This is a genomic window from Actinokineospora spheciospongiae (assembly GCF_003182415.1).
Classification (GTDB): Bacteria; Actinomycetota; Actinomycetes; order Mycobacteriales; family Pseudonocardiaceae; genus Actinokineospora; species Actinokineospora spheciospongiae.
In genome coordinates this window covers 350,360-363,697 of the sequence record NZ_QHCP01000003.1, presented here as the reverse complement: position 1 = coordinate 363,697, position 13,338 = coordinate 350,360, and the positions used below count along the sequence as shown (strand labels likewise).

General features: G+C 73.4%; 14 protein-coding genes. 2 read left to right on the top strand and 12 right to left on the bottom strand.

What is annotated here, in order from left to right; genetic code table 11:
* Positions 1–290: 290 nt before the first annotated feature.
* The 7 genes from DFQ13_RS09240 to guaB form a co-directional block, all read right to left on the bottom strand.
* Positions 291–1,820, bottom strand: coding sequence for an FAD-dependent monooxygenase (locus DFQ13_RS09240; RefSeq protein ID WP_110079494.1), 1,530 nt, complete (start codon positions 1,818–1,820; stop codon positions 291–293).
* A gap of 124 nt (positions 1,821–1,944) precedes the next feature.
* Positions 1,945–2,412: a plasmid pRiA4b ORF-3 family protein gene (locus tag DFQ13_RS09235; RefSeq protein ID WP_233438360.1), complete on the bottom strand. Its 468-nt coding sequence runs from the start codon at positions 2,410–2,412 to the stop codon at positions 1,945–1,947.
* 53 nt (positions 2,413–2,465) lie between these two features.
* A complete protein-coding gene (locus DFQ13_RS09230; RefSeq protein WP_110079493.1) occupies positions 2,466–4,217 on the bottom strand; it encodes a GMC family oxidoreductase in 1,752 nt (583 codons plus the stop codon).
* Between the two features lie 81 nt (positions 4,218–4,298).
* Positions 4,299–4,799 (bottom strand): GNAT family N-acetyltransferase, encoded by a 501-nt coding sequence (locus DFQ13_RS09225; protein ID WP_110079492.1) that lies wholly within the window; start codon positions 4,797–4,799, stop codon positions 4,299–4,301.
* Positions 4,796–4,921, bottom strand: a complete 126-nt coding sequence (locus DFQ13_RS35550; RefSeq protein ID WP_267897643.1) for a hypothetical protein — start codon at positions 4,919–4,921, stop codon at positions 4,796–4,798. The genes DFQ13_RS09225 and DFQ13_RS35550 overlap by 4 nt, the downstream gene beginning before the upstream one ends.
* Complete coding sequence (locus tag DFQ13_RS09220; protein WP_035279992.1) at positions 4,918–6,057, bottom strand: GuaB3 family IMP dehydrogenase-related protein; 1,140 nt, start codon at positions 6,055–6,057, stop codon at positions 4,918–4,920. Before DFQ13_RS09220 ends, DFQ13_RS35550 begins: the two co-directional genes overlap by 4 nt.
* Positions 6,058–6,086: 29 nt before the next feature.
* Positions 6,087–7,598: an IMP dehydrogenase gene (guaB, locus tag DFQ13_RS09215; RefSeq protein ID WP_035279991.1), complete on the bottom strand. Its 1,512-nt coding sequence runs from the start codon at positions 7,596–7,598 to the stop codon at positions 6,087–6,089.
* A gap of 170 nt (positions 7,599–7,768) precedes the next feature.
* Here guaB and DFQ13_RS09210 point away from each other — a divergent pair, with 170 nt between their 5' ends.
* A complete protein-coding gene (locus DFQ13_RS09210; protein ID WP_052020869.1) occupies positions 7,769–8,191 on the top strand; it encodes a DUF5319 domain-containing protein in 423 nt (140 codons plus the stop codon).
* Between the two features lie 144 nt (positions 8,192–8,335).
* Here the strand turns inward: DFQ13_RS09210 and DFQ13_RS09205 are convergent, their stop codons facing one another.
* From DFQ13_RS09205 to DFQ13_RS09185, 5 genes are all read right to left on the bottom strand, one after another.
* A complete protein-coding gene (locus DFQ13_RS09205; RefSeq protein WP_110079491.1) occupies positions 8,336–9,361 on the bottom strand; it encodes an anti-sigma-D factor RsdA in 1,026 nt (341 codons plus the stop codon).
* 1 nt (position 9,362) lies between these two features.
* Entirely contained in the window at positions 9,363–9,935 is a 573-nt protein-coding gene (locus DFQ13_RS09200; protein ID WP_035279990.1) for a sigma-70 family RNA polymerase sigma factor, read from the bottom strand.
* Positions 9,936–10,211: 276 nt separating this feature from the next.
* Positions 10,212–10,808, bottom strand: coding sequence for a response regulator transcription factor (locus tag DFQ13_RS09195; protein ID WP_018682728.1), 597 nt, complete (start codon positions 10,806–10,808; stop codon positions 10,212–10,214).
* 122 nt (positions 10,809–10,930) lie between these two features.
* On the bottom strand, positions 10,931–11,779 hold the full coding sequence (locus DFQ13_RS09190; RefSeq protein ID WP_110079490.1) for a hypothetical protein: 849 nt from the start codon (positions 11,777–11,779) through the stop codon (positions 10,931–10,933).
* A complete protein-coding gene (locus DFQ13_RS09185; RefSeq protein WP_052020867.1) occupies positions 11,772–12,752 on the bottom strand; it encodes a MerR family transcriptional regulator in 981 nt (326 codons plus the stop codon). The genes DFQ13_RS09190 and DFQ13_RS09185 overlap by 8 nt, the downstream gene beginning before the upstream one ends.
* A 225-nt stretch (positions 12,753–12,977) precedes the next feature.
* Between DFQ13_RS09185 and DFQ13_RS09180 the strand changes: the two genes are divergently transcribed.
* The gene (locus tag DFQ13_RS09180) at positions 12,978–13,280 is read left to right on the top strand and encodes a WhiB family transcriptional regulator (protein WP_035279988.1); all 303 of its coding nucleotides are present in this window, start codon (positions 12,978–12,980) and stop codon (positions 13,278–13,280) included.
* Positions 13,281–13,338 lie beyond the last annotated feature (58 nt).

The window sequence follows — 13,338 nt, the reverse complement described above, 5'->3', positions numbered from 1 at the left end:
ACTCGGGGAGACGCGCAGCGGATGCGGCGGGCAGCCGACCCGACCACCACCCACGACAAACCCCACCGGGCACAGCGGCCCAGCCGACCACCCCGAGAACCGCCGCCCCGGCTACGCAGAGGCCCGGGTGGGTGGATGTGTTTGGCCGGGGGTGGCGATCATGTGACAGCCTGCCTGGGCGGTGGGGCATCTTTTCAGCCCCACCTGACGCACTGGAGCACATGATCGCCATAGGGGCCCCGGCCAAACACACCCACCCACCCGGGCACCCAACGCAAAAACCGGCTTCCTCAAGCCCATCCAGTGGCTCGGCGGACGGCAGCGGGGAGGGTCGCACCCAAGTCCACTGAGGACAAGACCGCCGCCAGGAAGCCGTCCGGGCGGACCAGGGCCACCCCGGCCCAGGGAAGGCGGAGGGTCGCCGCGACCTCCGCCGAGACCGGGACCACGGTGACGTCCGGCAGGGCAGGTGGAGCAGCACCGGGGGCGGCGAGGACGGTGCAGCGGGGGCCGAAGGTGTCGCGCAGGCGGGTGGCGGCGGGGAGCGCGGCGTCCGGGCAGAGGACGCCGGGCAGTGGCGGCCGGGCGGTGTTGGGGGTGCGGGGGAAGCTCGCCAGGTCCGCCGGGGCGGCCGGGGTGGTGAGGGGCGAGTCGAGGTACCAGAAGGGTTCGGAGAACTTGCCGGAGTCGATCTCGGCGCGGGCGGCGGGGTCGGTGGTGGCGCGGGTGAGGACGTCCTGGCGGTGGGCGCGCTGGGCGTCGTCGGCGGGGACGAGGAAGCGCATGGTGGTGGCGGTGACCCGGAGGTTCTCGTCGGTGGCGGCGCCGCGTTCGGTGTCGTAGGTGGCGAGGAGGCCGGGGCCGCCCCAGCCCGCGCGGGTGGCGGCGACCTTCCAGGCGGCGTTCTCCACGTCGGCCAGCCCGGAGTTCATGCCGCGGGCGCCGAAGGGGCTCATCAGGTGGGCGCAGTCCCCGGCGAGGAGGACCCGCCCGACGACCATGGCGGGGACGCGCCGCTGGTGGAACCGGTAGGCGGAGGCCCAGATCAGCTCGTGGCCCACCTCGCCGATGACGGCCCGGATGCGCTCGTCCAGGCGCCCGTCGGCCGTCTCGGCGGCCAGGTCGAAGTCGCGCGGCACCTGCCAGTCGATGCGCCACACCGAATCCGGCTGCGGGTGCAGCAGCACCTGCCGCCCCGGGTTGAACGGCGGGTCGAAGTAGAACCGGCGCTCGGGCACCGACTCCTCCAGCTTGGCCCGGATGTCGGTGATCAGGAACCGGTCGTCGAAGGAGTTCCCCTCGAACGGCAACCCCAGCGCCCTGCGCACCCCCGACCGACTGCCGTCAGCGGCGATGCAGTGCGAACCGACCACGAACTCCCCTGTGGACAGTTCAACTGAGACAGACGATTCGTCCTGCGACACCCCCACGACCCGACTGCCGTACCGCAGGTCCACCAACGGTTCCCCGGCGACCCGCTCCACCAGCAACCGCTCCACCACGTTCTGCGGTGTGTTGACGAACGGCGGGAACTGCCCCGGCGGCGGCTCGGGGAAGGTCTGCGCGAACACCTCCCGCTCCCGGAAGAACATCCGCCCCGAGTACCAGGTGACCCCCGCGTCCACCACCGCGCGCCCGACCCCGGCCCGCTCCAGCACGTCCAGCACGTCCCGCTGCACGCAGATCGCCCGGCTGCCCGCAGGCACCCGCCCCGGCAACGCCTCCAGCACCACGCTCGGCACCCCGTGCCGGGCGAGCAGCAGCGCACCGGTCAACCCCACCGGCCCGGCGCCGACGATCAGAACAGGCTCATCGCTCACCCACCCGACATTGCCACGCGTGCCCGACCGAGTACAGAGCGCTGATGAACCTGTGGACAACTCAGGGGTGGGGGCCGCCCGCGCCCACCGCTCCCGCCGGACGACCGGCGGTGGGCCGGGGGACTCAGTCGCGGAGTTCGGCGTCGATCGCGGTGGCGGAGAAGTGGTTGGGGTCGAAGTCGGCGTCGAGGTACTCGGTGAGGTGGGGGTGGTCCGGGTGGTCTGGGTGGGGGAGGACGGAGAGCAGGGCCGCGTAGCCGTGGACGCCGCCCGCGACGTGTTCCGGTGGGGCCGCCCGGGCGCCGTCGGTGCAGCGGGGGTAGCGCAGGCGCGGGTCGGAGGGGGTGACCTTCTCCAGGCGCACCAGGTGGTCCCAGGCGTCGCCGAGGTCGTAGCGGTACTGGAGGTGGCCGTGGGTCATGGCCTCGGCGAGGGTGACCGTCCGCTCGTCGGCGGCGGGGAGGTCCGCCCCGGGGTCGGCGACGAGGCCGTGCGGGGTGGTGAAGACGTGCTGGTGCTCCCCCGACCAGCCGAACGCGGTCTGGATGACCGCGCTCAGCTCGGCGAGGGTCGTCGACGACCGGACCTCCAGCAGGCGCCAGATGGGCGGGTCGGCGTCGAGCAGGCTGACGCTCAGGCGGTGGATCAGGACTGGGTGGCCTTCAGCGTGGACTTGCCGTTGGTGCGGATGTCGACGATCGGCAGGCGCAGGGCGCCCGGGGCGTCGGCGGGGACGGCGGGGCGGGCCGGGGCGACCGGGGCGATGCGCCGGTAGCCGGTGCCCTGCGCCGGTCGGGTGTCGACCTCGCCCTTGTTGGGCCAGAACGAGAACGCGCGCTCGGCCTGGGCGGTGATCGTCAGCGACGGGTTCACGCCCAGGTTGGCGGTGATCGCGGCGCCGTCGACCACGGAGATGCCCGGGTAGTTGTGCACCCGGTGGTACGGGTCGATCACGCCGTCCTCGGGGGTCTCGGCGATGGTGGCGCCGCCGAGGAAGTGGGCGGTGAGCGGGATGTTCATCATCTCGTTCCAGGTGCCGCCCGCGACGCCGCCGATGTGCCTGGCGGTGTGCTGGTTGGCGTCGTACCCGGCCTTGATGAACGTCGGGTTGGGCTCGCCGTGGCCCTGCTTGGAGGTGTACTTGCGCCTGCCGAACAGGCCCTTCTTGGTGAAGGTGGTGATCGAGTTGTCCAGCGACTGCATCACCAGCAGGATCATCGTCCGCTCCGACCAGCGGCGGCCGATCAGCAGCCGGACCGAGCTGGGCTTGGTGATCAGGCCCTTGAGCACCTGCACGAACCGGGGCGTCGCCGAGTCGCCGTCGGAGGCCAGGGTTTGCAGCAGGCCCATGGCGTTGCTGCCCTTGCCGTAGCGGCACGGCTCGATGTGGGTGTTCTCGTTCGGGTGGATCGAGGAGGTGATGGCCACGCCCTCGCTGTAGTTGCGCTCCGGGTCGACCGAGGTGCGGCCGGAGCCGATGATCGCCTCGGAGTTGGTGCGGGTCAGCTCGCCCAGCTTGGCCGACAGCTTCGGCAGGGTGCCGGAGTCCTTCATCTTGTGCAGCAGGTTCTGGGTGCCCCAGGTGCCCGCCGCCAGGATGACCCGGTCGGCGGTGATGGAGGTGCGGAACGCCTTCGACCGGGTGCCGGTCTTGCGCAGGTCCACCTCGTAGGTGCCGTCGGCGCGCTCGCGCAGCGCGGTCACGGTGGTCAGCGGGATGACCTTGGCGCCGCCCTGCTCCGCCAGGTACAGGTAGTTCTTGACCAGGGTGTTCTTCGCGCCGACGCGGCAGCCGGTCATGCACGAGCCGCACTCGGTGCAGCCGGTGCGCTCGGGGCCCGCGCCGCCGAAGTACGGGTCGGCGACCTGCTCGCCCGGCTTGTCGAAGTACACGCCGACCGGGGTCGGGTGGAAGGTGTCGGACACGCCCATGTCGGCGGCGACCTTCTGCATGACCTCGTCGGCCGGGGTGGTCGTCGGGTTGGTCACCACGCCGAGCATCCGGGAGGCCTGGTCGTAGTGCGGCGCCAGCTCCGACTCCCAGTCGGTGATGTGCGCCCACTGCTTGTCGTTGTAGAACGGCTTGAGCGGCCGGTAGAGGGTGTTCGCGTAGACCAGCGACCCGCCGCCGACCCCGGCGCCCGCCAGGATCATGACGTCCTTGAGCATGTGGATGCGCTGGATGCCGTAGCACCCGAACTGGGGCGCCCACAGGTAGCGGCGCAGGTCCCAGGAGGTCTCGGCGAACTCGTCGTCGGCGAACCGGCGCCCCGCCTCGACCACGGCGACCCGGTAGCCCTTCTCGGTCAGCCGGAGGGCGGCGACACTGCCGCCGAACCCCGACCCCACCACCACGACGTCGTAGTCCGCCTTGTTACCGGTGAGTTGCGCAGCCATACCCCGAGGTTAGGCGTTTGGTCACACGGAAGGCTAGGGGCGGGGGCCACTTTTGTGTGACTTGCAGTAACACCCATACCGTTACCCGTCGAAACGCAACAGTCCGTAGAGCGCCACGTCCCGGCGCACCCCACCGCGGAGCTGCGCGCCCCGGACCGTGCCCTCCGCGCGGAAGCCCGCCCCCTCCAGCGCCCGTCGCGCCGCCAGGTTGTCGACGTCGGTGGCCGCCTCCACCCGGTCGAGGTCGGTGGTGGCGAACAGGTGCCGCGCGGTCAGCCGCAGCGCCCCCACCCCGGCCCGGCGCCCCCGGGCGGCGGGCAGCAGCGCGATCCCGATGTTCCACGCCGCGCACGCCCGCGTCCGCCCCCAGCCGACCTGGTGCCAACTGACCTGCCCGAGCAGCCCACCGGTGGCGGCGTCGAGCACGGCGGCGCGCACCAGGCCCACCGGCGGCACCTGCGGCCGGTCGTCGGGGTCGACGTCGAAGGCGCCGTCCGAGCCCGCGGCCAGCGCGGCCCGGTCTTCCGGGAACGCCTCGGCCAAGGCGATCCCGTCCGCCTCGGCGAGCACGACGCGGCTCACCCGTGGTCCGACCGCGGCGCGCCGGACGTCACCGCGTCGCGGCGCGCGCCGCCCCCCTCGGTGGACCGAGCCGCACCCGGCGCGCGCCGGGTGCGGGTGTTCTCCACGTCGGTGACCTTCACGAGCGGACGGTGAGGCCCACCCGCTGGAACTCCTTGAGGTCGGAGTAGCCGGTCTTGGCCATCGCCCGGCGCAGGGCGCCGAACAGGTTGACCAGGCCCTCGGCCTCGCCGGACGGGCCGAACAGCAGGGTGTTCAGGTCGATGCCCACCTCGTCGGCGACCGGCAGGACCCGGCTGCGCGGCAGCGACGGGTGCGCCGCCGCCGAGGTCCAGTACAGGCCCTTGCCCGGCGCCGTGTCGGCGGCGGCCAGCGGGGCGCCGAGCATCACCGCGTCGGCGCCGCAGGCGATGGACTTGGCGATGTCGCCGCTGGTGTTGACCTCGCCGTCGGCGATGACGTGCACGTAGCGGCCGCCGGTCTCGTCGAGGTAGTCGCGGCGGGCGGCGGCGGCGTCGACGATCGCGGTGGCCATCGGGACGCCGATGCCCAGCGAGCTGTCGGTGGAGGTGACGCCGTCGCAGTGGCCGTAGCCGACGATGACGCCCGCCGCGCCGGTGCGCATCAGGTGCATCGCGGTGCGGTAGTCGTGCGCGCCGCCCGCGATGACCGGGATGTCCAGGCCGCCGATGAAGCTCTTGAGGTTCAGCGGCTCGTCCGCCCCGCGCGCCACGTGCTCGGCGGAGACGATGGTGCCCTGCACGACGAGGATCTCCACCCCGGCGGCGATGAGCCCGGGGGCCAGCAGCGCGGCGTTCTGCGGGCTGACCCGCGCCGAGACCGTCACCCCGGACTCGCGCACCTGCCGGATCGCCTCGGCGACCAGGTCCGGCTGGATCGGCGCGGCGTGCAGCTCCTGCAGGACGCGCACCAGCGCGCCCGGCTCCTCACCGGCGTCGGCGGCCTCGACCAGCCGGGCCAGCGCCTTCTCCGGGTCGGCGTGCCGGGCCCACAGGCCCTCGGCGTTGAGCACCCCGAGGCCGCCCAGCTTCCCCACGGCGACCGCGCCCGCCGGGGACACCACCGCGTCGGTGGGGTGGGTGATCAGCGGGATGTCGAACCGGTAGGCATCGATCTGCCAGGTGGTCGCCACGTCCGAGGACGACCGGGTGCGCCGCGACGGCACGATCTCCACGTCGTCGAGGCCGAAGGCGCGCCGAGCGGTGCGCCCCATGCCGATGTCGACTAGATCCCGCACTGGTGTTCCTTTCCGGGGCCGCCGAGGGTTCAGCGGGTGGTGTAGTTCGGTGCCTCGACGGTCATGGTGATGTCGTGCGGGTGGCTCTCCTTGAGCCCGGCCGCCGTGATCCGGACGAGCTGGGCCTGCTGCAGGTCGGCGATCGTGCGCGACCCGGTGAAGCCCATGCCCGCGCGCAGGCCGCCGACGAGCTGGTAGATGACCGACGACAGCGGGCCGCGGAACGGCACCCGGCCCTCGATGCCCTCGGGCACCAGCTTGTCGTCGGAGAGCACGTCGTCCTGGGAGTAGCGGTCCTTGGAGTAGGACTTGGCCTCGCCGCGCGACTGCATGGCGCCCAGCGAACCCATGCCGCGGTAGGTCTTGAACTGCTTGCCGCTGACCAGGACCAGGTCGCCGGGGGCCTCCGCGGTGCCCGCCAGCAGGCTGCCCAGCATGACCGCGCTCGCCCCGGCCGCGATGGCCTTGGCGATGTCGCCGGAGTACTGGATGCCGCCGTCGCCGATGACCGGGATGCCCGCCGGGGCGCAGGCCAGCGACGCCTCGTGGATGGCGGTGATCTGCGGCACGCCGACCCCGGCCACCACGCGGGTGGTGCAGATGGAACCCGGGCCGACGCCGACCTTCACGCCGTCCGCGCCCGCGTCCACCATGGCCTGCGCGCCCGCGCGGGTGGCCACGTTGCCGCCGACGACGTCAACCGCGTCGCCCAGCTCCTTCTTCAACCGGGACACGATGTCGAGGACCGCGCGGGAGTGCCCGTGCGCGGTGTCGACCATCAGCACGTCCACGCCCGCCTCGAACAGCGTCATGGCCCGCTTGTAGCCGTCGTCGCCGACACCGCACGCGGCGCCGCAGACGAGCCTGCCGTCCGGGTCCTTGGTGGCGTTGGGGAACTGCTCGGTCTTGACGAAGTCCTTGACCGTGATCAGCCCGCGCAGCTTGCCGTCGCCGTCGACGATCGGCAGCTTCTCCACCTTGTGCCTGCGCAGCAGCCCCAGCGCCGCCTCGGCGGACACGCCCACCTGGGCGGTGATCAGCGGGCCCTGGGTCATCACCTCGGAGACCCTGCGGCTGTGGTCGACCTCGAAGCGCATGTCCCGGTTGGTGATGATGCCGACCAGGATGCCCTGGGCGTCGGTCACCGGCAGCCCGGAGATCCGGTACCTGGCGCACATGGCGTCGACCTCGGCGAGGGTGTCCTCCGGCGAGCAGGTGACCGGGTCGGTCACCATGCCCGCCTCCGAGCGCTTGACCGTCTCCGCCTGCCGGGCCTGCTCCTCGATGGACAGGTTGCGCTGCAGGATGCCGATGCCGCCCTGGCGGGCCATGGCGATCGCCATCCGCGCCTCGGTGACGGTGTCCATGGCGGCGGACAGGATCGGAATCCGCAGGGTGACGTTGCGGGAGACCCGGGTGGAGGTGTCGACACTGCTCGGGATCACGTCGGACTGCGCGGGCTGCAACAGCACGTCGTCGAAGGTCAGGCCGAGGGTGGCGAACTTGGGCGGGACTCCGTCAGCGTTGAGTTCGCTGGTCATGGTGGGTCGCGGACCTTCCTGCATGGCTGGCGGAACAGGTGGTGCAGGCGGCGGCCGGGGAGCGCACCCCGCCGTGCACCCGCGGGGCCGTGCACCCGCGAGAACACACCCCGCGGCACGGTCACCCCATGGTATCCGGGGGACACTGGGCCAGTCGGCGGGTACCGTGCGTGCTCGTGCCGCATGACGCAGTTCCGCCCAACCCGTTCCCCGGGGATGGGCTGCCACCCGACCCGTTCCACGGCGACCCGGAGGACCCGGCGCGCGCCCTGGACGAACACCACGACCACGACGACCGGCCGATGACCGCCGAGGAGCGGGAGGACCTGGTCGGCGACCTGGCCGACCTGGCCGTCTACCAGGCGCTGCTGGAGCCGCGCGGGCTGCGCGGCATCGTGGTCGACTGCGGGGAGTGCGACGAGCCGCACTACCACGACTGGGAGTTGCTGGCGTCGAGCCTGCGCCAGTTGCTCGACGACGGGCGGATGCGGCCGCACGAGCCCGCGTTCGACCCGGACCCGGAGTGCTACGTGAGCTGGGAGTACTGCCGGGGGTTCGCCGACGGGGTCACCTCCAGCGAGAACGCCCACTAGCGGTTCGCCCGCCCGGTGTGAGGTGCTCGACCGGGTGGTTGTGCCCCGGTCAGCGCCTCCAACCGCCCGCCCCACCCACCGTGAACGTGTGAGAGGACCCACCGGATTTTCCGGTGGGGCCTCTCACACGTCTGGCTCGCGTTCCTAGGCTTCCGCGTCGTTCGGGGTCGCTTCGCCCTGGGTGCCGGTGTCGGAGGGGGTGTCCTCCGGTTCCTCGCGCGGGACCTCGCCGGTCGCGGTGGGCACCGTGGTGCTGACCGGGGGGTCCTCCGGGGTGGTGGAGGGGAGCGGCGGGGTGGTCGACGACGGGGGGTTGCTCGGCTGCGTCACCGTGGTCGGCTTCGGCGGGTGGCTGGTGGCCGGGGGCGTCGTGACCACCGGGGCGACGGTGGACGGGTTGGGCAGCGGCGGGGGCGTGGCCGGGTCGGCCGGGTTGCCGCGCAGCAGCGAGAGCAGGTCGGCGTGCTGGGCGGCGAGGTCGGTGCGGCCGTCCTCGTTGCTGACCGAGGGGAGTTCCTGCTTGGCCTCTTCGAGCTTGCCCTTGGCCTCGGCGACGTTGCCCTGGTTCAGCGCGGCCTGGGCGATCTCCAGGTCGGCGCGGACCGAGGCCGCCGCCTCGACCGAGCGGGCGTGGTCGGCGTAGAGGACCTTGGTCAGGCTCCACAGCGTGTCGCCGGGGTGGGCGTCGCGGGCGGCGAGGCCCGCGCCGGTGAAGGCGATGGCGAGGACCGCGGCCGCCGCCGCGAACGGGACCAGCAGGCGGGGCCTGCGGTGGCGCTTGCGGGTGCGGGCCTGCAGCACCGTGGCCTGGGCGAGCTGGGTGTCGACGAGCTCGCCCATCGGGGCGGCGTCGACCTCGTCGCGCCAGGAGGTCAGCAGGAGGGCGAGTTCGTCGTCGCGGAAGTCCTGGGCGGGGGTGGTGCGCTCGTCGCGCAGGGCGGCGCCGAGGGAGTCGAGGAAGGCGTCGTCGGCGTGCACCAGGGAGATGTCGACCGCGCCCTCGTCGTCGGCGAAGTCGTCCGGGTCGGCCATCTCCAGCCCCTCGAAGCGCTCGGTGCGGCGGTCGGGGTCGCCGAACACCACCGGGGTCACGTTCGACCTCGGCTGCTCCGCGCGGGACGCGGTCTCGTCCGCCGTCCCGAACTCGTTCCGATCACCCTGGTCGGGCATCTCAGACCACCTCCTCCGCGGACAAAGTCTTCCGCAACCTGGCAAGTGCACGGTGCTGGGCCACCCGGACCGCTCCGGGTGTCGAGCCGACCGCCTCGGCCGTCTCCTCAGCCGACAGCCCCACCACCACCCGCAGCACCACGATCTCGCGCTGCTTGTCCGGCAGGACCTGCAAGAGGTCGTTCATCCGCCTGCTGAGCTCCCCCTGCATCGCCCGCTGCTCCGGACCGGCTTCGGTTTCCGGCCCGTCGGGAACATCGGCGACGGGCTCCGATCGGTTACGCGAGGAGGCCCGGTGGGCGTCGGCGACCTTGTGGGCGGCGATCCCGTAGACGAACGCCAGGAACGGGCGGCCTTGGTCGCGGTAGCCGGGCAGCGCCGTCAACACCGCGAGACACACCTCCTGGGCCACGTCGTCCGCCGAGGCGTACGAGCGTTCCTGCCTTCCGACACGGGCGCGGCAGTACCGCACCACCAGGGGACGCACGGACGCGAGCACCCGCTCGATGGCCCGAGGGTCACCCTCGACGGCGGCGCTCACCGACGCGTCCAGTCCGTCCCCCAATGTGGTCATCGCAGAATGCAGCCCTGGTGTTACTGGTTCGGTCAACGGCGGAAGAGGCGGGTGCGGCCGGGCCGCACCCGTGGTCCACCGTACCGTCCTGGTCGGAAGCGCTTTGTGGGCATTCGTCGACCGGGGTCACCCGGAGGGTCGAACGACGGCGTGACAGAGCGCACACTACCCGCCCGGTCCCGCTCGCGCGCGGGCAGGTCGGTGGACGCACGGCGAGCCGTGCGCGCCCCTCCCCACCCGGGCACACACGGCTCGCCGCCGACAGCGGATCGGTCCCTAGGAGACCAGGCCGCGCCGGAACCCGTGCGCGACGGCCTGCGCGCGGTCGCGCACGCCGAGCTTGCGGAAGAGCCGACGCGCGTGCGTCTTCACCGTGTCCTCGGAGAGGTACAGCTCGCGGCCGATCTGGCCGTTGCTCTTGCCCTGGCTCATCCCGCGCAGCACCTGCAGCTCGCGGTCGGTGAGCTGGACCCCGGGGTCCGAGGGCTGCCGGGGCGCGGGCACGGAGGTGCTGGCCAGGGTGTGCGCCAGCGCCGCGACCAGCTCGGGGCGCGAGGCGTCCCAGCGCAGGTAGCCGCGGGCACCGCCCGCGATCGCGGCGGCGATGCTGCCCGCGTCGTCGGGCGCGCCGAAGACGATGACGTTGGCCTGGGGGTTCGCCGAGACGAGTCGCCGGGTGGCCTCCACACCGGTGGGCACCGCGCGCTGCGTGCCGACGAGCACGACATCCACCGGCTGCCGGGAGAAGCGGGCGAGCAACTCGTCACCGTGCGCTACACAGTCGATGCGACTGACCCCTGGTACAGCAGACATGACACGGGTCAAGCCCTCCCGCACGCTGCGCCGGTCGTCGCAGATCAAGACCGTTGTCACGGGGACTCCTTCCTGCAGCCGAGTGACGTTCCATATCCCCTATCGGACGCTTGGCGCCGAACCTTGACACGATGCGGTGGTAAATCTGTCAACGAGTTCACCGTATTGCCGATCGGTCGTGGTCACCTGTTCGGACCAACGACAAAATCCGAGGTCGGAAGCCATGGCGAGGCGACCGCGAGTTCCCGGCCGGGCGGGTCGGCGTGTCGTAACACACAGTGCAGGACGCGCTCCGCGTCTTCAGCGTGCCGGGCCGCCGCCGCCGGGTCGAGCGCCGCGAGCAGCAGCAGGCACGGCCAGCGCAGCGGCGGCAACCCGGCCTCCCCGGCGTCGGTGAGCGCCCCGGTGACGAGCGGCAGCGCCTCCGCGCCCGCCCCGACCGCGGCCAGGGCCGCGCCGAGCACCATCGCCGACTTGACCCGGTGCCGGGTGGAGCCGGAGTCGACCGCCGCGGCGTGCGCGGCCCTGGCCGGGTCCAGCGCCGCCGCGGCCCGCCCGGCGCCCAGTTCGACCTCCGCGGCCAGCCAACCCCGGCGGATGCGCCCGCGCCAGCCCGGGTCCGGGCCGTCGGCCTCGGCGGCGGTGAGCGACCGCGCCCGCGCCGTGCGGCCGAGCCCGACGGCGTCGGCGGCCAGGCCGAGCAGGACGTCCGAGCGCGCCTCCGGCAGCCGGGGGTGGTCGGCCGGGGCGCGGGCCAGCGCGGCCAGCCCCCGGCCGTCGAGCACCTGGGCGGCGGCGTGCCCGCCCAACTGCCTGCGGTGCGAGCCGAGGGCGGCGGCGGCGAGCGCGACGAGCACCGGGTCGCGGTCGGTCAGCAGCGGCACCAGCCGGGCCACGGCCGCGGCGTAGTGGCCGCGGCCACCGAGCGCGACCCCGGCGAGCCAGGCGTCCCCGGGGGTTCGCGGGGGCCGGAAGGGGTCTGCGCCGGGTGTGCGGCCGAAGGCCGCGTCCCACAGATCAGGGTCACTCACGAGGGGAGTCTGCGGCAGGGGTCAACACTGAAACGATGCGCCCGACTGTGTCACCCACATCGGGGAGGTGTTCCACCCTCGTGGACAACCCGGCGGCGGTCCAGCCCGGCCCGCAGGCGAGCAGCCGCGGCCGCGGCCGGGCGGTCGGGACCGCGCGCAGGACGGCGGGGTCGGCGTGCGCGGCCGCCTGCGCCCAGACCGCCACGACCGCGGGCCCGGTCCGGCCTGCGGCGGCGGCCAGCGCCGGGGCGGGCAGCGCGGCGCCGAGCAGCCGCACCGCGACCCCGCGCTCGGCCAGCGCGGCGCGCACCACGTACAGCGGCAGGCCGTAGCGCTCGCCCGGGGCCCCGCACAGCAGCACCCGCGCGGGCCCGCGCACCGGCGGGGTCGCCCGGACCACCTCGGTCAGCACGCACTCGGTCAGCAGGTGGGCGACCTCGGTGCCCGCGTCGGCCGGGTGCGTCCAGCCGACCCCGACCGCGGCCAGCACCGGCCCCACCAGCTCGTCCCACACCCACAGCACGCCCCGGTCGACCAGGGCGGCGGCCAGCGCGGCGGTCACCGCGGCGTCGTCCATGGCCAGCACCGCGCGGACCAGCTCGCGCACCCGGGGACCACCGCCGGGCGGCCCGCCGCGCACCCTGGCCGCGACGGCGTCCGGGTCGGGCAGCTCCAGGTCGGCGAGCGCGGCCGGGTCGGCGGAGACGCGCAGCGCGTACTCGGCGGCCTCGGCCGGGGCGGCACCGTTGAGCAGCGCCCGGCGCATCAGCTCCAGCCGGGCCAGGTCGGCGGGGGCGTAGCGGCGGTGCCTGCCGGTGGTGCGCCCGCTCGGGCCCAGGCCGTAGCGGCGGTCCCAGGTGCGCAGCGTGGCGGGGGCGACGCCGAGCCTGCGCGCCACCGCGGCGACCGGGAGAGTCGGCTCGGCCCCGGACGCCGACTCTCCGGGACTCCCGGGCGCGGTTTCGGTCGGCACTCCCCCATCGTCGGGTGACTCCGGACGACCGGCAACCGGACGGACGAACACGCTGCGTCAACCGGCGAATGCCGATCGGCTGAACCGCGCAACCGATGAGTCGATCACCCTTGAACAAGCATTGGCGCGGTTCTAGCGTGTAACACGTTGCGCCGAATGGAGTAATTCGCTCCACTCGGGACGGTGGACAGACACAGATTCCCTGTGACTATGGAGGCGGCGGCAATGGCGGACACTCGCAGGCTTCCCGGGCCGAACGCCGATGTGTGGGACTGGCAGCTCGACGGGTCCTGCCGGGGCATGGACAGCGCGTTCTTCTTCCACCCGGACGGCGAACGCGGACCGGCGCGGGCCCGGCGGGAGGCGAAGGCGAAGGCGATCTGCCAGGCCTGCCCGGTGCTGTCGCTGTGCCGGTCCCACGCACTGGCGGTGCACGAGCCCTACGGGATCTGGGGCGGGCTCTCGGAATCCGAGCGCGAGGCGATCATCAAGACCGACAAGCGCTCGCTCGCGGTGGCCTCGCACTGAGGTCCCCGGGAACGCGAAAGGGCCCGACCGGCACCACGCCGGTCGGGCCCTTCGTCCG

What these genes read in the sequence shown, in the direction of transcription:
- DFQ13_RS09230 (WP_110079493.1), bottom strand. Translation starts at nt 4,217, where the DNA reads ATGGCTGCGCAACTCACCGGTAACAAGGCGGACTACGACGTCGTGGTG.
- guaB (WP_035279991.1), bottom strand. Translation starts at nt 7,598, where the DNA reads ATGACCAGCGAACTCAACGCTGACGGAGTCCCGCCCAAGTTCGCCACC.
- DFQ13_RS09205 (WP_110079491.1), bottom strand. Translation starts at nt 9,361, where the DNA reads ATGCCCGACCAGGGTGATCGGAACGAGTTCGGGACGGCGGACGAGACC.
- DFQ13_RS09200 (WP_035279990.1), bottom strand. Translation starts at nt 9,935, where the DNA reads ATGACCACATTGGGGGACGGACTGGACGCGTCGGTGAGCGCCGCCGTC.
- DFQ13_RS09180 (WP_035279988.1), top strand. Translation starts at nt 12,978, where the DNA reads ATGGCGGACACTCGCAGGCTTCCCGGGCCGAACGCCGATGTGTGGGAC.